Below are 17,827 nucleotides of genomic sequence, written 5' to 3' on the forward strand. Positions count from 1 at the left end.
CTGTAGGTTTATTTTTTTAATTTATTTAACTATTTATTCTTCAGTCTTATTTGCCATTTGAAAACATTTCAGCCAAAGCTTCTCCTTGGGCTAATACTTTATCGGCTTCCATTTTGGCTATATCTGGTGGGTAACCGTAGCGCATTAGTATTTTCTTTACGGTTAACCTTAATTTTGCTCTTACATCGTCTCTTTTGCTCCAATCGACTGTAGCATTTTTTCTAATAACATCTACAATTGTATGAATCAATTCCTTCATACGATCATCTTCTAAAAAGTTGGTTGACTCATTTTGTTTTAACACACTATAAAACGCATATTCTTCTGGTGTTAATCCTAAATCCTCTGATTTACTATCTTCTAATCGCATTTCCTTTGCGATTTCTGATAGTTCTGCTAGTACTTGAGCGGAATCTATTTGATTGTTATGATAGCGTTTTACAACTGACTCTAACATTTCAGAAAACTTCTTTCCTTGGGCTAGGTTTTTTGTTTTACGGATTCTTACCTCATCACTCAACAGTTTTTTAAGCAATTCAAATGCAATATTTTTTTGTTGCATATTTTTTACTTCCAACAAAAACTCATCCGATAAGATACCTACTGATGGTGCTTTTACACCTGCTGCTTCAAAAACATCTATAACTCCATCACTAGACAGTGCATCATCTACAATTTGCTTAATGGCTGTTTCTACTTCGTAATCTGATTTTACGCCACTTCCTGTAAACTTGTTCAATCTTGCTTTAACAGCTTGAAAAAATGCGACACCATCCTTTAGTTTTTCCGCATCTGGACTTGGAATTGACATTGCGAATAACTTCGATAACAACGTCACTTCTTTGAGAAAACGGTCTTTTAGTTTTTGGTCTGCTAAAATGTAGTTTTGAGCACCCAATAATACTTGTAATTTTTGTGCTGTATCAACTTTAAAATATTGCTTAAAATCAAAACCGTTGAACATTTGCTCTACGATTTCAAATTTCTCTTTCATACCTGCAATCGCTTCTTTAATATCTACAACTGGTGAACCTTCTCCGCCACTTTGTAAATAAGTTGCCATTGCTTTTCTTAAATCTTGACCTATACCAAAATAATCAACTACTAATCCTCCTGGTTTGTCTTTGTACACACGATTGACTCTTGCAATAGCTTGCATTAAATTTGCCCCTTGCATTTTCTTATCAACATACAACGTGTGCATACTTGGCGCATCAAAACCAGTTAACCACATATCGCGAACAATAACCAATTTAAGTTCGTCGTTTGGGTCTTTCATACGAGTAGCTAAATCCTTTCTTTGGTTTTTAGTGGTATGATGTGGCTGCAATATTGGTTTATCAACAGTAGCACTTGTCATTATGACTTTAATCATTCCTTTATCTATATCGTCATTATGCCACTCTGGTTTTAAAGCTATTATTTCATTGTAAAGTCGTACACAAATATTTCGTGTCATCCCAACAATCATAGCTTTTCCTTCAAATACGTTTTGACGGGCTTCAAAATGTATAACAATATCTTTCGCCACATCTTTCAATCGGTCTGGATGCCCAACCACCGCATCAATCGTAGCAGTTTTCTTTTTGGCTTTTTCTATTTGCTCTTCGGTTGCACCTTCAATATCGTTTATTTCATCGTCTAACTGTTTAGATGTTTCCTCATCTAGTTTAATTTTAATTAAACGGGATTCGTAGCTAATAGGAACAGTTGCACCATCATCTACCGCTTGTTTAATATCATATACATCTATATAATCACCAAACACCGCAGGTGTAGATTTATCTTCTTTCTCAATAGGTGTTCCTGTAAAACCAATGTAAGAGGCGTTTGGTAGGGCATCACGTAAGTATTTGGCGTTTCCGTATCTTATTTCTGAACCATCATCTGTTTCTACTACACGACCAGAAAAACCATATTGACTTCTATGTGCTTCATCTGCCACTACCACGATATTCGTTCTATCTGATAGAGTTTCGTAAACATTACCTTCGGTAGGTGCAAATTTTTGAATGGTGGTAAATATCACACCACCACCAGAAACCTTTAATAATTGTTTGATGTGTTCTCGACTTTCTGCTTGTATTGGTGTTTGCCTTAATAAGCCCACGCAATTACCAAATGTGCCAAATAATTGGTCGTCTAAATCGTTACGGTCTGTTAATATGACAATGGTGGGATTTTCCATTTGCGGATGGGTAATAATTTGTCCGCTATAAAACACCATTGAAAGCGATTTACCTGAACCTTGTGTATGCCAAACGACACCTACTTTGCGGTCTCCTTCTTCACTATGAGTTGCTCGTAACGTTTGCGTTACTGCTTTTTGAACAGCGTAATATTGATGATAAGCCGCTACTTTTTTAATTTTTATTTGGGATACAATACCTGTTTCTTCATTTTTCTTTTCCTCTTTTTCAAACACCGTACAGTAGCGTATTAGCTCCACTAATGTTTTTTTGTTCAGCATATATTCGGTAAGAATTTGCAATTGCGTTCTTACCTCGTTTGGCTCTTCTTTTGGTGCTTTCCAAGCAAGGAAACGTGAAAACGGTGCAGATACACTAGATGTTGCTGCATCTATACCATCGCTAATCACGCAAGTGGCATTGTAATAAAAAATGCTTGGTACTGCTTTCTTATAATTTTGTAATTGGTCGTAGGCTCTACGTAAGGTTGCTTTCTCGCTTGTGGCACTTTTCAATTCTATAAATACCAATGGTAATCCATTGATGTAAATTACCACATCAAAGCGTTTTTCGTTGTTGTTTTCTTTAACGACTAATTGATTGACTACCCAAAAGTTATTGTTCTCTGGCTTTTCTACGTCTAACAACTTTACGTTAATCCCTTTGGTTCTACCTTCTTTGGTGTATTCTACGGTAACACCGTTTGTTAGCAAGGTATGGAAACGCTCGTTGTTTTCCATAATGTCTTCTGTACCCAAATTAATTACCTTTTGGTAGGCTTCTACACGAGCTGATTCTGGTAAAGTAGGATTTAGTTTTTTAAGTGACTCCTTAAACTGATTTTCTAATAGCACCGAACTAAAACTCTCGCGTTGTGGATTTTCACCAATAGGTGAAATATCAGTACCGTTATAATACGCATAGCCTTGATTGACTAATTGGTCTATTAAAGAATGTTCTATGTTGTTTTCGTTAAGCATCGGTGTAATTAATTGCGAATTGATTAGCCACTTCTTTGTAATCTGTAATTAACGCTAAAAATTTATCGTACTTGATGTTCATATCAACATCGGTTACTTGAGCCAAGCACAATGTTTGTTTTGATTTTCTAAAATGCGGCTTTCTATGAATAATTCCTTCTTTATTAAGAACAGACGAAAAGGCGTTATATATCTTATTTCTATTCCTATTGTTTGTTTGTGGATGCGCCTCTAAATTTCCTAATCTAAAATTTATATTTAGACTATTTGTCGCATAAATGACATCAAGATATAAATCTAATTTTAGGTTTGCTCCAGTATCGGCATCTTTAATGTTTAACGGTGCTCCCTTACACCACATAGCCAATAATGGCTGTCTATTATTACCTACCGAACCCCAACCTGCGCTAAAATTGTTGCTATATTCACTAAAGAAACCTGTACACTCCCACCATTTCCAATTAGACACGGGTATTGTTTTATAATTTACATACGCATACTTTGCATTATCAAACTCTTTTTCTTTGGACAAAATATACTCGTAATAATTGTTTAAAATGGCATTATCAATATGCAGCCCTGTTTTTAAAACACTAATCAGTTCTTTTACTGAATAAGGATAAAAACCTTTTGATTGCACATCTTTATAACAATGTTGAAACCCTGTTTTTAAGTAAATAGGTACAACTACATCAAAGTCTTTGTTTTCTATTTTATTTTTGTATGTAGTTAATTGATTAGAATGGTTGTTTGTATATACTTTATCTTCTATAATAATCCCATATTTTTTCCCATTCATTGTAAAATCAACAAATACATCTATTTTATGAAACTGGGTTTTAACTTCTAGATTCGAAATGTTGGTTAGTTGGATCTTTTGTTTTGCTAACAATGACTTAAGAAAGCTAAAACCTAACTGGTGCAAGTCGTTATCTATATTTTTATAAATAGGATTTGCCCAACTTAATAACCAAGCTAAAAAGGCATCTTGACTTAACTCGCTGGTAGCGAAATTGAATATGTTAGGATGTTTATTCATAAATAATTACCTCTTAAAATCGTGGTTTACTATTTAGACTTCTAAATACTACTTTTATCTTTTCCCTGTTCTGCTAGATATTTATTGAGTTTATCTTTATAGCTTTCTGGGTCTGTGTTGTAAATCACTTCACTTGGCAAGTAATCTGCATCGTATAACGTTATATTTTCCGTGCCCTCGTCTAAATAATCATTAAATTCTTGGTGGTCGTTGTAGCGAATTTCTTCTTTATCGTCTTCAGCTTCTCTAATTTTTCTTTTTTCCTCCGCTATTTTAACCTTCTCTTCGTAATCTAATTTTCTTTTAATAGTTTCCTTATTCAGTTTGAATGTTTCGTTACGCTCATAAAATCTTTCGGATAATCTACTAAACCACCAAACAAAAATATATGCAGAAAATGCGGGTATTAATATTAATTTTGAAATAGACCAAACACTAACCCAAAACCCATTCATTGGATAAAAACTCATTAAGTAATGTAATTTCCAAATTTTCATATCTGATTGTTCTACAGAGAATAATACATATAAAAATTTCCAATTTGTGATAATCCAAGAGAGAATAAAGTAAAAGTACATTGGGCTAAAAAACCGTTGTCTTACAACTTCTTTAGCATCCTCTAGTAAATCTTTTGCTGTGTCCGTTATGTTGTCTATTGGGTCTGCCATAGTTTAACTTTTAAACTCATTTACCCTAATTTGCCCACTCATTAATTTGGGTAATAAGGTATCTCTGGTTTTTTTTAGTGATTGAATGGCGATATAATTATGTTTTCTTTTCTCAAATAATGGTTTAACTAAATCATCAAATTTTTTATTCGTTTCCTTATCAGGTATTTTGAATAAACTTTCTTTTATTGCTTGAGTTGATAAATTAACTTGCACACCACTATTAGCACGACCTCTTAAATTAGCAATGAAATGTTTGTCGTTTGTTAAAAGATAGAGGAAAGGATAATCAATATTGATATCATTATTTGCTCTAATTAAACCTACACGTTGATTAACGATATACTCATTATCATAAATCATTAATGCTGTATGACCTAATAATGAAATTGCATCTTTCATATCTGTCATACTCATTAATAGATCACCATTTTTTAGAATATATTTTTCTAATTTATCAGAACCTTTTTTCGGAAAATAATTTTTGGTCTTATCGTGATTGAATCCACCTCCTTTTTTTATATCACCCATTTTGAAGACTTTAAAACAATTTGGTTCTTCTTCTTTTAGTAAATCTTTACTTTTAAAAGCATAACCATTGATAAATTCAATTACCTCGTCAAGTTCTCCAACACGCCACCCATCAGGCAATTCATCGCCTACTTGGTATTTACCAAACCATTCTTTAAAAATAGTTTGTGCGGTTTGCTCTAGGGTTTTGTTTTGGGCTTGTAGGTTTTCTATTTTATCATCAAAAGCTGTGAGGATGTTGGCTATGGCTTTTTGTTCTGGTAGTGGTGGTTTTACTATTTCAACTCTTTTCAAAGCTGTCATAGTATAGGCTTGCTGTGTTGAGCCAATACGTGCGTGTGACAAGTTCTCTTTTCCTTGAGGTGATATTAGCCAGTAAAATAAAAACTTTGAGCTTATCTCATTGAAATTTTTAAACCAAGTTAAATTTCCATCCTTAAAATAAAATTTAAAATCTTTTTCTACTATATAAGGGTTTCCTAGAGTACCTACAGATGTAAGTAAAATATCTTTATAGACTGGAACACCATACTTTTCTTTTATTTCTTCATATTTTTCTTTTGTAATGAATAACTCTGTTGAAACTTCATTACCGTTAAACTTTTCAGTAACCTCTTTTCCTCTAAAAAATGGTATACCAAAAGTTTTATACTCTTTAGCGAATATTCTCTTTGCCGATGTTATTTCGCATACCTCTCCCAAATTAGTTTCTTCCCAGCCATTTGGTTTGTCATTTGCACTACTCATAAACTCATCCCAATTTTAGCCAATTGTTTAGCAATTTCATCATTCAGCTCTTGCTCTTTGTCCATTTGTTCTTTTAAAGTAGCGGTTAGGTCTGCCATTTTTTCTTCAAAAGGGATACCATCGTCTTCTTCGTCTGGTATGCCTACATAACGTCCTGGTGTGAGTACGTAGCTGTGTTTTTGTATGGCTTCTAGGGTTGCAGATTTGCAGAAGCCTTTTTCGTCTTGGTAAGGATGAGACCCTTCGACTGCGCTCGGGGTGACATCATTATTTTGTTTTCGCCAATTGAGGTAGGTATCGCGTATTTTGGCAATGTCCTCTTCCGTAAAATCTCTATGTACACGAGATTTCATATAGCCCATTTCGGAAGCATCTATAAATAGTACTTCTTTACTTGTATTACTTTTTTCTCTACGTAAAAACCAAATACACGCAGGTATCCCTGTGTTGTAAAACAATTGTTTTGGTAAGGCAACAATACATTCTACCAAATCGTTATCAACTAAATTTTTACGGATGTCGCCTTCACCAGAGGTATTAGAACTTAAAGAACCGTTAGATAATACCGTTGCCATAACCCCACGTGGTGACAAGTGGTACAGCATATGTTGCATCCAACCGTAATTGGCGTTTCCGTTGGGTGGTGTGCCGTATTTCCAACGTGCATCGTCTGCTAGAATATCTACGCCCCAATCCTTTTGGTTAAACGGTGGATTGGCAAGAATAAAGTCGGCTTTTAAATCTGGGTGTGCATCTTTTAAAAAGGTTCCTTCGTTATTCCACACCACAAACTTGCTATTGATGTTACGAATGGCAAGGTTCATTTTAGAAAGTTTCCACGTGGTGTGGTTGCTTTCTTGTCCGTACACGGTAATATCCTTAATATTTCCTTGGTGTTCGGTGACGAATTTTTCACTCATTACAAACATACCCCCAGAGCCACTGGCAGGATCATACACACGCCCTTTATAGGGTTCTATCATTTCTACCATTAATTTTACTATGGCTTTTGGTGTGTAGAATTGTCCGCCTTTTTTACCTTCGGCATTGGCAAATTCGCCCAAGAAATATTCATACACACGACCAAAAAGGTCTTTAGAGTTTTCGTTTTCGGCTTGTAGTTCGGTGTTAGAGATTAAGTCAATCAATTCCCCTAAAGACGTTTTATCTAAATTGGCTTTACCATATACTTGTGGTAGTACGTTTTTAAGCTCTTTGTTTTCCTTTTCTATGGCTTCCATCGCTTCATCTATAGTTTGCCCAATAGAAGGCAATTTGGCTTGTGCGTGTATGTGCGACCAACGTGCAAGTTTAGGCACAAAGAAGGTGTTTTCGGCGATGTACTCGTCTCTATCTTCTGGGTCGCTCCACTCGTCTTCCTCTAGTTTGTGATAGAGTTCTGTAAACGATTCTGAAATATATTTTAGGAAAATTAAACCGAGTACTACGTGCTTGTATTCGGCTGCATCAATGTTTTTACGAAGTTTATCGGCTGCTTTAAAGAGTTTCTTCTCGAAACTGGTGTCTGTTTTTGGCATTTATGATTGGTGTGTTAGTGGTATTTAAAACCTTAAAAATATAAATCTTTTGTAGGAATCAGGAATATTTACAAAACAAATCTATTAACTTAAATAATAAAAACTGTACGGTAATCCGTAACACCTAATCTTGTACCAGAAAAAGTAAGCGTTAATTTAACCCAACAAAATAACACCCAAAATCTCACCGAGGGTAGCGACTTCTTTTGTAGTCAAATTGTATGTAATTTGACTACAAATCGTGTCAATTTTTAAGCAAATCACTAAAATTTGTCCTCTAAAATTCTAATGATAATTCATCTTCTTTTTACAAAAAAATAGTACTTTTATAACAATTAATTTTTTAACAAGAATCTGAACACGTTTTAGAACACGATTTTGCACATTTTTAGCCTCTCAGCCCAGTAAATAACTGATTATGAACACGTTACGCAAATTCATAACCCGGAGGTCCCGAGTTCAAATCTCGGTCTCGCTACAAAATGTAAACAATTCAATATAAGCGGTTTAGGTTCACTAAACCGTTTTTTTTTATGTCTTTATTAATTACAAACTAGGTATGTAAGTAGGCATATAATTACTTCTAAATCCCAAGTATAAATTTCATATATAAAAGCGTTAACCTTTTTATTGTTTTTAAAATATAATAGATTTGTTAAGTGCAATAATATATTTACTAATGAGCATATGGAATGAAAGGTAAGGTAAACACATATTTAATTTCAGGAGTATTTCTGATCTATTTTGGCCTGAAAGATGATGATTTTGTGATTTGGTATAACGGAGTAGCCTTAATTTTAGGAATTACTGCGCTAATTTTTGCATTAATCGAATATAGAAAAACCAAGAAACAAGAATAAAAAACTGTCTATAACAATAGCTATCAGTAATCACTCGCTCTCCCTTACTTCTGAAGGTGATAAATTACATACGGAGAAACTGTAATCCATATTAAAAACAGAAGCCAAACTCAGGCGAAAAAAATAAAGGATTTGTTTATACTCCCGAAAAAAAGAGAGGCCATTTGGCCTCTCCTATATTATCGAATGGTTTTTTTCATTATTGATTATTTCAAAATCACCTTCTTTGCAATCATTTCACCATTAGATTTTAGAATCACAAAGTAAATGCCACGTGGTAGCAATGTACCATTTCCTGAAGTGCCATTCCATTTAAACTGACTTCTACCAGAGTCTATAACTCCTCTATGAACACCATACACACGCTGTCCTAAGAGATTATAGATTTCAACATTAGCAAAACTGTTTGGAGGCAGACTAATTCTGATAGTAGTTTTATCATTCACAGGATTCGGCGACACAACTAGTTGCATCATAGAGGTGTTATCTATAAGTTTGGCCATAACATCATCACAATTGGCAGCATCACATGAACCAAGATAGTCTCCATGTTCAAGATGAGACTCCACAGATGACTCCCCTACGCAAATAGTCTGATGGTCATCAAGGCTACCTACTGGTCTATGACAAAGCACTACTTTTTTCTCATTTACACCACATATCCACTCATCAATAAGGTTATCAAATCCTGGATAATAAGCGCAGTCTGGTAAACCATCGCCATTATTGTCAATTGTATCATCACCTCCTGGGCATTCATCACATTGGTCAGCCACGGTATCACAATCTTCATCTGGACCTTCTAAGGTGACTTTTGCGATACAAGAGCTTACATTACCACACGCATCAGTAACCGTTAACGTTACTTGGTGATCTCCCAACATATAGCAAGTAAAGACAGACTGATCGATTGCCAGTGTAACATTGCTACAAATATCATTGGAGCCATTATCTATTTGACTGGCGGTTATGGATACCGATTCTTTATCGCCCAATTGCACTGTAATATCTTGGCAAATGGCAGTAGGTGGTGTTGTATCAATAATGCTAATTATTTGCTCGCAAGACGAAACATTACCACAGGCATCTGTAGCTGTCCACGTTCTAGTGATTGTTCCCGTAGCACCACAACCATTTAAGTCTGTAACATCGCTATAAGTCAATACCGGGTTTGTATCGCAATTATCAACGGCTGTTGCAGTACCTGTCGCAGAAGGACTATAATCACTTCCACATTCAACATCTAAATCATCCGGACATGTGATTACTGGGGCACTAGCATCTACTAGCGTAATGATTTGAGTACAACTAGACGTGTTTCCGGAGCCATCTGTTGCTCTCCAAGTACGAGTTATAGTGCCAGTACCACCACAGCCGGTCAAATTCTCTACATCGCTAAACGTGATGTTTGGAGTAGCATCACAATTGTCCGTGGCCGTTGCAAATCCAGTATTAGCTGGAGTGCTATCTTCATCACACTTTATGCTTCTACTAGAAGGACATGTAATAATAGGGTTTACATTATCCTCAACAGTAACCGTAGCAGTACAGCTACTTATATTACCATCACTATCCGTAACATTTAGGGTAATACTATTGGTACCTAAATCACTACAATTAAAGTTGGTTTTGCTGAGTGAAAGCGATGGCACACCACCACAGGCATCATAAGAACCGTTATCCACAGCAGAGGCTGTTGTAGAGGCATTACCATTCGTATCAAGTTGTATGGTGATGTCCTGACAAATAGCTATCGGTGGTATCTCGCTGCCATTAGTCAAGCAAGAAGCGTTCGCTACATAGTCACGCATTACATTTCCAGGTTGGGTTCCCATTCCATTGGAAATTGGAAAGGCGCCGTGACCATAACTATCATAGTAACTCATAATGGTTGGGAATACATCCAGTAAGTACGGCTCACTAAGGCAAGAATTTCCTTCAGGTTCATCAACTGGATCTCCAGCATTATCAACATTACCATAATCATCAATCTGTGTGTCATCTCCATTCCAAACACAAGCATGCGTGTGTCGCGAATTAAGATTGTGGCCTATTTCGTGTGTAAGCACCTTTACATACCTAGAGTAGGATGTCCAAGGCATTATTGGTGCATCAATTCCGATTCTTGTTAAAGAATAGGAGTTGCTTGTGCAAAGTCCATCGAAATAGGCAACACCACCTCCCCAGTTACCTTCTGTTCCAGAAATTAAGGCTGCCAAATCGCCAGGCCATCCATCACCGTCGCCGTTATAATAGTCTCTAAAATCATCTCTTTGATCACGGGCCTCTTCTTCGGTTTCATCAAAGGTATCCTCTTCATCCCATACAAATACGCCAGAAAGCACCATATAGATATCCTCTGCGTTATAAGCATTGATGGTCTGAGCAAAGGCAGAAGTCATCTTGTTAGTAGTCTCTTCTGCATCGTTACCGTTAAGGGTATAATAAGAATAATCTGCTACAAGATAGACTTGCACGACTTGGCAATCATGTGATCTGTTTGCATTATATAACTGAGATTCTGTGTACTCTGGCATTTCTTTACCATCTGCACCAGTATAACACTTAAATTTAAAGAGATCATCTTTTATGTGTTGCTGCAGATTTGCAGTTTTGTAAAAAATATAACGACTATCGTTGTTTTCCAATTTAACTAGTTCATAATCATAATCACTGTCGCTGAACAACCCAACAACTTCATCTTTATACACACTCAAGGATACAAATGATTTGGACTGACCAACAATAGAGCCTTTGTAGTGTATCCCGAGATCAACATTTTGCATATTTTTTCCAGTGCTTGTTTCAACCTTAAAGCCTTTTGCAAACACCTGGATCTTTTCAAGTTTCAAGTCCATATGCTGTTCATTACTCAGTGGAATTTTTAATTGGAATTGATTAGGTTCCGCCTCACGTAACTCAGAAAGTTTTTTAAGATCAATAGTGAGGAGTTTCCCTTCTGTAACTTGTGCGTATTCTTTTTCCGCTGCCATAACCGTAGATTCAAGGAATAAATTAAACTCCGGTTGCTGTCGAGGCTGTTTTCCTTGGCCAAAAGATGTGATTGTGACCAGCATAATAGCCAGCCGTAAAATAATTGTTTTCATAATAAAAAGTGTTTTAATTGATTAAACATTTAAACTTTTAAAAAACTCATAACTATCTGATTGAGAGAACTAGTATGAAGTTTTTGTCACTTCCAAAGCTACATGACCTCAAAAAAAAAGACTTCTACATATGTTCCAAACAATACAACAAATGTCACATTTATCTGATTTTTAGAAATTTAAAACAAAAAGTTAATGAAAAAGCAAAGTAAGCATATACCTAATTTCAGGAGTATTTCTGACCTATTTCGGCCTGAAAGATGATGGTTTTGTCATTTTGTATAATGAAGTAGCGTTAATTTCAGTAATTACAGCTACAGGAGCTGATTTTACTTACATAGAATATAAAACAATAAAAAACTGTCTATAACAATGGCTATAAGTAATCACTCGCTCTCCCCTACTTCTGAAGGTGATAAATTACATACGGAGATATAGTAATCCATATTAAAAACAGAGGCCAAACACGGCCTTTTAAAATGTTATAGTCTAACAGTAACTTGTTCCAAGGGTGACCTACAACATAATGGCCAAACAAAAACTCGAAAATCACGGTCAATACCAACCAAAGCAAGCCAATTAATAGTGTTTGATTTGTAGATTCAGGCTTGAAAATTTTGAATAATACCCAAACATATATTCCGAAGAAAATAATCATGCTTAATGTTGATAACTGATGTGCTTGAAGCTCGTTAAGTTTATTAGCAATAACTTTTTCTCGGAACAAACCATTTATTATGGCTATAAGAACCATTGGAAACCATGCAAAAAAATACTTCCACATGTCTAATCTAAGTTTAGGATGACTTATCTATTAAAATTAAACAAAAAATCAATATGAAATTAACCTTTACACTAATAGTGTATAATAATGTATTGCCAACAACATTTAACGCTAAGAGTTTTCCTAACATAAATCAAAAAGCTAGCCGTACACGTATGCTGTTATTATTAAAGCAACACATACACAAATCATTAGTGTTAGCCATAATATTGCAACACTAAACAAAAGCTATCGTCTTTCAGATGCTAATGAACAAGCATATTATGAAAAACACAAAATTTAGTTTACTTGCAATTATAGTCGTTGTATTATCTTCTTGTCTTTCAAACAAAAAAGACAATAAAAACCATACAACAGCTAGAGAAATCAATTTTCAGCAAAGAGTTGAAAATAATATCTATAAGATAAATAAAAATGGGGAAGATGACTCTACAGCCACCACCATTGAGTCCAGAATGAAAGCTCTAAATGTGGCTGGGGTTAGCATTTCTGTCTTTAACAACAATAAAATCCTTTGGTCAAAAGGTTATGGTAAAAAAAATAAGGAAACTGGAGAAGATGTTAACAAGCATACGCTTTTTCAAGCAGCATCAATTTCTAAACCAATCGCAAGTGTTGCTGCATTTAAATTAATAGAGGAAAATAAACTTTCTCTAAACGAAAATGTTAACTCGAAATTAATTAGATGGCAAATTCCAGATAATGAATTCACCAAAACAGAAAAAGTGACACTACGTAGGATCATGAGTCATACTTCTGGTTTGGGCACATCAGGTTTTCAAGGCTATAACAAAAAGGATTCAATTCCAACATTATTAGAAATATTACAAGGTAGCGAAATAACAAATTCAGAGCCTGTACGTGTGGTTCAAAAACCAGGAGAGTCTGAATTATATTCTGGTGGAGGAATGCAAGTATTACAAATGTTAATAGAAGATGTTACCAAAAAGGAATTCCCGAAATTTCTAAACACTATAATACTTAAACCAACTAAAATGAATAACAGCTCTTTTGTTTACCCATTGTCTAAAAAATTGGAACGTTTGACAGCCAATGGTTACAATAAAAATAGTAACGTTATAGATGGTGGTTATCATATTTATCCTGAAAAAGCAGCAGCAGGGCTTTGGACCACCCCAACAGATTTAGCTCTTTTTATGATAGCATTAGGAAAATCATATCGTGGTGAAGATAATAATTTATTAAGTCAAGAATCTGCAAAAACAATGATGACAAGAGTGCCAAATGCTGGTGGAATAGGAATAGGCTTAGACGGAAAAGGAGAAGCTTTTCGTTTTAGACATACAGGAGGAAATGCAGGGTTTGTTTGCTATGCAGTATCTTTTGCTGACACGGGTCGAGGAGCTGTAGTTATGACCAACTCAGACAACGGGTTTCCTTTAATTCACGAAATAATAAGAGCCATTTCAAGAGCATATAATTGGCCTGCCATGTGGATGCATGAATAAATAAGAATTTGAAAATAATAAATACTTACATAAAGTGTCTTTTTGGAGTCTCACAAGCCAAAAACTTATAAAGGATAGTGACTTCATTTATAGTCAAATGGTTAAGTCGTATTATAATAAAAAAACGCTGTACAAAACAGCGTTTTTCAATCTTCTTAACTAAACCTAATACTAACTTAGTAACCTCTTCTGGTTTTGTTCTTTAATAACACGTTTTACAAGCTCGAATAAACGAGACTTTAGTTCTTTATTTTTTCTCAAAAAGTCGTGTACTTTTATAATAAGTTGTCTGTGTTCGTCTTTGTACCTCTCTTCCTCTTTAAGTTGATCTACTTTATCTACTATTATTTCAAGTTTATTACTATGCGTGTGTACTAACGTAATTAGGTTAGTCGTTTCGTCGCACATTGTGTCTAGTTTTGTTACTAGGTCTTTGCTTTCGTTAAAGTATTTAGAAGCGGTAAGTTGCAGGGTATAGTCTTTAATTAAGTTTTTAAAAAACTGTTGTTCTTCTTGTACAAATTTCAACTCTGAAAGCCACTCATTTGTATTTTTATGAATTTCTTCTGGACTTAACCACTCTACATACTTAACGTGTGTATGTGTTGCATTCATGTTTTCTTATTTTTTAATGGTGAAGCAAAAAGTAGTTTTGCTATACTACTTTTTGCTTTGCCTTTCTTAAAGTACTTCAATAACTTTTTTAGGAGGCGTTTTGGCTTCCTCTTTCTTTTGAAGGTTTAATTTTAAAATACCATCTTTATAAATGGCTTTAATGTCTTGGTCTGTATTAACAGAGTTAGGTAAACTTAAAGATCTTTTAAACGAGTTGTAACTAAACTCTTTCCTAGTATACGCTTCGTCTTGCTCTTCTTTCTCGTGCTGTTTTTCACCACATACATTAAGTACGCCTTCGTCGATAGTGACTTCAAAATCTTTTTTTGTAAAACCTGGAGCTGCAAACTCTATTTCAAAGTCGCTATCATGCTCTTTTACATTCATGGCAGGCATTAAACTATCTTCTTCAAAGAAATCGTTATTAAAAAAATCATCGCTACTTAAAAAGCTTTTTAAACCATCGTTAGTCCATGAAGGTAACAATGGACGTCTGTTGTTAAATTTAATAAGTGACATAATTATAATATTTTGGTTAAACTTATTTTACAACATTAAATTAAGTAATATGTATGTTTTTTAAAATGACCTTTATCATTTACAGTGCTGAAAAACAAATATTTAACACAAATTAATCAGACTTTTATGACACTTTTTAAATAATCAAACATAGCGCTTTTAAGAATGCTTAATTCGGTAAAAAAATCATGCGTTTTTCGTTCTAAATTGTCTTGATGTTGTAGAAAGTAATTATCACACATCACATCTTCACATTCGTTTTTTTTCGCTATTTGATTTACATGTACATTTATATCTTCTATAAGCTGTAATACTTGTCTTTCTAGTTCTTGTAGTTTTGTTTTAAACTGTTGAAGTGTTTCAAATAAATTAATAATTGAGTTTTTATACATGGGAGCGCTTAAAATAAACTCATAAAACACAATTTCTTCTTTGGTATTCTCTAGTCGTATTTTATGTTTATTTATATTGTACTGTAATTCCTCTAAGGTTTTATCAGTATTGTAACTTCTGTAAGTAATATTAGTTGTCATAATTATGGTATTAAATGATAACTTTGTCAACATCGGTTAATTTAGGAATAGTAACATGCCATTGATAGACAGTTTCTATTTTTACTCTAAAAGCATCTAATGCTGTTGGTTCGCCGTGTATGAGGTAAACATTTTCTGGAATATTTTTTATGTGACTCATCCAGTTAAGTAAATCGTCTTGGTCGGCGTGTGCTGATAAGCTTTCTATACTTTTTATCGTGGCTTTTACAGGATAATATTTTCCAAATAAGCGTATTTCGTGAGCGCCTTCTAAAAGTTGCCTGCCGCGAGTGCCTTCTGCTTGGTACCCCACAAGCAAGACGGTTGTTGTAGGAACATCTATTAATTGTTGTAAATACGTAAGTACGCGTCCTCCTGTAACCATTCCGCTTCCAGCAATGACTATTTTTGCTCTAGGGTCATCGATGGTGTCCCAGGTTTCTTTATAGGTTTGTACAATATTAATGTGATCACACATCATATTATAGGCTTCTGGTGATAGTTTATGCCATTTTGGAAAGCGCTTAAATACATCTAACACATTATTTCCCATAGGGCTGTCTACAAAAATAGGTATGTTTGGAATCTTATTTTTTTTATATAACTGCCATAAAATATACATAAGCGTTTGTAAGCGTTCTACAGCAAAACTTGGAATAACGAGCGTGCCTTTTTTGTAAAGCGTATCTGTAATTATAGTTGATAGCATATCTTCTACATCTTCTTCTGGATGTAGTTTATTACCATAAGTACTCTCTATAAATAAAAAATCTGCCCATTGGGGTGTTTTAGGATCATTTAATAAATAATCGTCACGTCTACCTATATCGCCTGAGAATACAAAACGCTTTCCATTAATATCCAATTCGATAAATGTGGCGCCAATAATATGCCCGTTATACTGAAAACGGTATAAAATATGTTCTGAAAGACTTATCCATTTACTGTCTATTTCTACTTGAAATAAAGCAATAGTTTTTTCAACATCTTCTACTGTATAAAAGGGTAATGCAGGCTGGTGTTTTGAGTAATGTTCTTTGTTTGCTTTTTTGGCTTCTTCTTCTTGAATTTTCGCACTATCTTTTAGTATAATTTCGGCTATAGCTAAGGTTGGTGCTGTTCCTATAATTTTTCCTTGAAATCCTTGTTTAACCAGTCGTGGCAAATACCCAACATGATCTAAATGACCATGTGTAAGCAAGACAACATCTATAGATGCGACATGAATAGGCAGGTTTTCCCAATTAAGTTCTCTAAGTGCTTTTAGGCCTTGAAACATACCGCAATCTATCATAATGTTTTGCTCCGATGTTTCTATAAAAAACTTAGAGCCTGTAACAACGCCAGAGGCGCCTAAAAAGTTAATTCTTGCAAAGTTTTCCATAACTAATTATTTTAAACATCACATAGTTGCATTATTTCATTTAAGATTTTGTCTTTCCTTACCTCCGAAACACCCAAATGATCTAAATAAAACTTATCGTTTATTAACTCTCTACAAAGCACTACATCGCGACTTAATAAAAATTGCTTCTCTCTATTAGTAAGCAATGTTGATACCGTTATAGGGTAAAGCCCTAAACGATCTATCCTATCTTTTAAGCTATCGTTTTTGGGGTAACTCCAACTCATTAATTGCAATCCACAACACTTGCCATACTGTAACGCATCTTCTGTAAATCGTGTGTTAGTTACCACCCAACCTTTTGTTAGCTGCGTTGTTTTTTTGGTATTCTTTTGCCAGTTTAATTTTACATCTTGATAACGAGAATTTATATATAAAGGAACTTTAACATTACAGTTTAAGCCGCGATCGCTATGAAATTTACACTCTATAATGGTTGTTTTATTGTTTTTGTAAGCAACAACATCTATTTCATGCTTTACACATTGGCCTTGTATTATTTTACCAACTTGAGTTTTATAGCCAGAATACTTTAAAATAGCACTAACAAACCGTTCAAAAGGAAATCCGGTTGGCCCTAACTCGTAAATAGCTTTCTTTAATTTGTACTTGGAAGCAAAGTGACTTTTCTCTTTTTTTAAAAGCGCAAAGGCTGTATTATAAATTTCTTTTGTTGAAATCCCTTGGTATAACTCCTCGCCTACTTTATTTAAAATATGATTTATAGTATGCGCATCGGCTCCTGTTGGCTTAAGTGAAGCTCGTAATTTATCTAATGAAAATCTAACTTTTTCACCCGATGATTTTATAATATCAAAATTTTCTAATCCCATATTGCATTAA

General features: G+C 34.5%; 13 protein-coding genes. 1 reads left to right on the top strand and 12 read right to left on the bottom strand.

Annotated features, from left to right (window positions below; translation table 11 throughout):
• Window positions 1-46: 46 nt before the first annotated feature.
• The 7 genes from EJA19_RS05360 to EJA19_RS05390 all read right to left on the bottom strand — a co-directional run bounded on the left by EJA19_RS05360 (window position 47) and on the right by EJA19_RS05390 (window position 12,443).
• Window positions 47-3,169 (bottom strand): type I restriction endonuclease subunit R, encoded by a 3,123-nt coding sequence (locus tag EJA19_RS05360; RefSeq protein ID WP_125467323.1) that lies wholly within the window; start codon window positions 3,167-3,169, stop codon window positions 47-49.
• Entirely contained in the window at window positions 3,162-4,208 is a 1,047-nt protein-coding gene (locus tag EJA19_RS05365; RefSeq protein WP_125467324.1) for a PD-(D/E)XK nuclease family protein, read from the bottom strand. The genes EJA19_RS05360 and EJA19_RS05365 overlap by 8 nt, the downstream gene beginning before the upstream one ends.
• Before the next feature lie 41 nt (window positions 4,209-4,249).
• On the bottom strand, window positions 4,250-4,876 hold the full coding sequence (locus EJA19_RS05370; protein WP_125467325.1) for a photosynthetic reaction center family protein: 627 nt from the start codon (window positions 4,874-4,876) through the stop codon (window positions 4,250-4,252).
• A 3-nt stretch (window positions 4,877-4,879) separates the two neighbouring features.
• Entirely contained in the window at window positions 4,880-6,154 is a 1,275-nt protein-coding gene (locus EJA19_RS05375; RefSeq protein ID WP_125467326.1) for a restriction endonuclease subunit S, read from the bottom strand.
• Window positions 6,151-7,692, bottom strand: a complete 1,542-nt coding sequence (locus EJA19_RS05380; RefSeq protein ID WP_125467327.1) for a class I SAM-dependent DNA methyltransferase — start codon at window positions 7,690-7,692, stop codon at window positions 6,151-6,153. Before EJA19_RS05380 ends, EJA19_RS05375 begins: the two co-directional genes overlap by 4 nt.
• A 1,066-nt stretch (window positions 7,693-8,758) precedes the next feature.
• Window positions 8,759-11,629 (bottom strand): zinc-dependent metalloprotease, encoded by a 2,871-nt coding sequence (locus EJA19_RS05385; RefSeq protein ID WP_158611356.1) that lies wholly within the window; start codon window positions 11,627-11,629, stop codon window positions 8,759-8,761.
• A gap of 430 nt (window positions 11,630-12,059) precedes the next feature.
• Complete coding sequence (locus tag EJA19_RS05390) at window positions 12,060-12,443, bottom strand: hypothetical protein (RefSeq protein ID WP_125467329.1); 384 nt, start codon at window positions 12,441-12,443, stop codon at window positions 12,060-12,062.
• A gap of 263 nt (window positions 12,444-12,706) precedes the next feature.
• Between EJA19_RS05390 and EJA19_RS05395 the strand changes: the two genes are divergently transcribed.
• Window positions 12,707-13,912, top strand: coding sequence for a serine hydrolase domain-containing protein (locus EJA19_RS05395; protein WP_125467330.1), 1,206 nt, complete (start codon window positions 12,707-12,709; stop codon window positions 13,910-13,912).
• 171 nt (window positions 13,913-14,083) lie between these two features.
• Here EJA19_RS05395 and EJA19_RS05400 read toward each other — a convergent pair whose 3' ends face one another.
• From EJA19_RS05400 to EJA19_RS05420, 5 genes are all read right to left on the bottom strand, one after another.
• Window positions 14,084-14,527 (bottom strand): hypothetical protein, encoded by a 444-nt coding sequence (locus tag EJA19_RS05400; protein ID WP_125467331.1) that lies wholly within the window; start codon window positions 14,525-14,527, stop codon window positions 14,084-14,086.
• A gap of 66 nt (window positions 14,528-14,593) precedes the next feature.
• Entirely contained in the window at window positions 14,594-15,046 is a 453-nt protein-coding gene (locus EJA19_RS05405; RefSeq protein ID WP_125467332.1) for an Hsp20/alpha crystallin family protein, read from the bottom strand.
• Between the two features lie 116 nt (window positions 15,047-15,162).
• Window positions 15,163-15,579: a hypothetical protein gene (locus tag EJA19_RS05410; protein WP_125467333.1), complete on the bottom strand. Its 417-nt coding sequence runs from the start codon at window positions 15,577-15,579 to the stop codon at window positions 15,163-15,165.
• Between the two features lie 10 nt (window positions 15,580-15,589).
• Complete coding sequence (locus EJA19_RS05415; protein WP_125467334.1) at window positions 15,590-16,963, bottom strand: MBL fold metallo-hydrolase RNA specificity domain-containing protein; 1,374 nt, start codon at window positions 16,961-16,963, stop codon at window positions 15,590-15,592.
• 11 nt (window positions 16,964-16,974) lie between these two features.
• Complete coding sequence (locus tag EJA19_RS05420; RefSeq protein ID WP_125467335.1) at window positions 16,975-17,817, bottom strand: restriction endonuclease; 843 nt, start codon at window positions 17,815-17,817, stop codon at window positions 16,975-16,977.
• Between the last annotated feature and the right edge of the window lie 10 nt (window positions 17,818-17,827).

The organism is Mangrovimonas spongiae, assembly GCF_003944795.1.
GTDB classification, from domain to species: Bacteria; Bacteroidota; Bacteroidia; order Flavobacteriales; family Flavobacteriaceae; genus Mangrovimonas; species Mangrovimonas spongiae.

Bases quoted from the DNA above. Each gene is read 5' to 3' on its own strand.
- EJA19_RS05375 (WP_125467326.1), bottom strand. From the start codon at position 6,154: ATGAGTAGTGCAAATGACAAACCAAATGGCTGGGAAGAAACTAATTTG.
- EJA19_RS05385 (WP_158611356.1), bottom strand. From the start codon at position 11,629: ATGCTGGTCACAATCACATCTTTTGGCCAAGGAAAACAGCCTCGACAG.
- EJA19_RS05370 (WP_125467325.1), bottom strand. From the start codon at position 4,876: ATGGCAGACCCAATAGACAACATAACGGACACAGCAAAAGATTTACTA.
- EJA19_RS05395 (WP_125467330.1), top strand. From the start codon at position 12,707: ATGAAAAACACAAAATTTAGTTTACTTGCAATTATAGTCGTTGTATTA.
- EJA19_RS05390 (WP_125467329.1), bottom strand. From the start codon at position 12,443: ATGTGGAAGTATTTTTTTGCATGGTTTCCAATGGTTCTTATAGCCATA.
- EJA19_RS05400 (WP_125467331.1), bottom strand. From the start codon at position 14,527: ATGAATGCAACACATACACACGTTAAGTATGTAGAGTGGTTAAGTCCA.
- EJA19_RS05410 (WP_125467333.1), bottom strand. From the start codon at position 15,579: ATGACAACTAATATTACTTACAGAAGTTACAATACTGATAAAACCTTA.
- EJA19_RS05405 (WP_125467332.1), bottom strand. From the start codon at position 15,046: ATGTCACTTATTAAATTTAACAACAGACGTCCATTGTTACCTTCATGG.
- EJA19_RS05420 (WP_125467335.1), bottom strand. From the start codon at position 17,817: ATGGGATTAGAAAATTTTGATATTATAAAATCATCGGGTGAAAAAGTT.
- EJA19_RS05415 (WP_125467334.1), bottom strand. From the start codon at position 16,963: ATGGAAAACTTTGCAAGAATTAACTTTTTAGGCGCCTCTGGCGTTGTT.
- EJA19_RS05360 (WP_125467323.1), bottom strand. From the start codon at position 3,169: ATGCTTAACGAAAACAACATAGAACATTCTTTAATAGACCAATTAGTC.
- EJA19_RS05380 (WP_125467327.1), bottom strand. From the start codon at position 7,692: ATGCCAAAAACAGACACCAGTTTCGAGAAGAAACTCTTTAAAGCAGCC.
- EJA19_RS05365 (WP_125467324.1), bottom strand. From the start codon at position 4,208: ATGAATAAACATCCTAACATATTCAATTTCGCTACCAGCGAGTTAAGT.